Here is a 336-nt window from a genome sequence, read left to right as displayed (position 1 = left end):
TCTCCGCGGCAAAATTTTTTACGTCGGCCACATTCGCTGCCAGGCGATAAGCAGGTACCGGGACACCAGCCTCCGCGAGGAGCTGACGTTGAGTGAATTTGTCGCAGCATCGTTCAATGGACATGGGGTCTGGTCCCGGCAGATCGAAATGCCGGCAGAGCTTCCCAGCTGTCGCATAGAAAGACTCGTCGAGGTCCACAGTAATGCCAGCAATGTCATAGGTCGCACGTAGCCGGGAACATTCGCGGATCAGCGCATTGAGATTGCCTGTATCGACACGGATTGCCTCAATGTTTTCCGCCGCAAGATAGTCGTAGCAGCCTGGATCAGCCGCCA

Annotated in this window: 1 pseudogene; it reads right to left on the bottom strand. The window is 56.0% G+C overall.

The features are described from left to right. Window positions 1–336: pseudogene (locus ACFHWW_RS34465) on the bottom strand (hypothetical protein); the annotation flags it as partial.

Origin of the sequence: Sinorhizobium sp. P24N7 (assembly GCF_042436655.1) — a bacterium.
GTDB classification, from domain to species: Bacteria; Pseudomonadota; Alphaproteobacteria; order Rhizobiales; family Rhizobiaceae; genus Sinorhizobium; species Sinorhizobium meliloti_A.
Note: the sequence above shows the minus strand (reverse complement) of the source record. Positions and strands in the feature narration are given on the sequence as shown.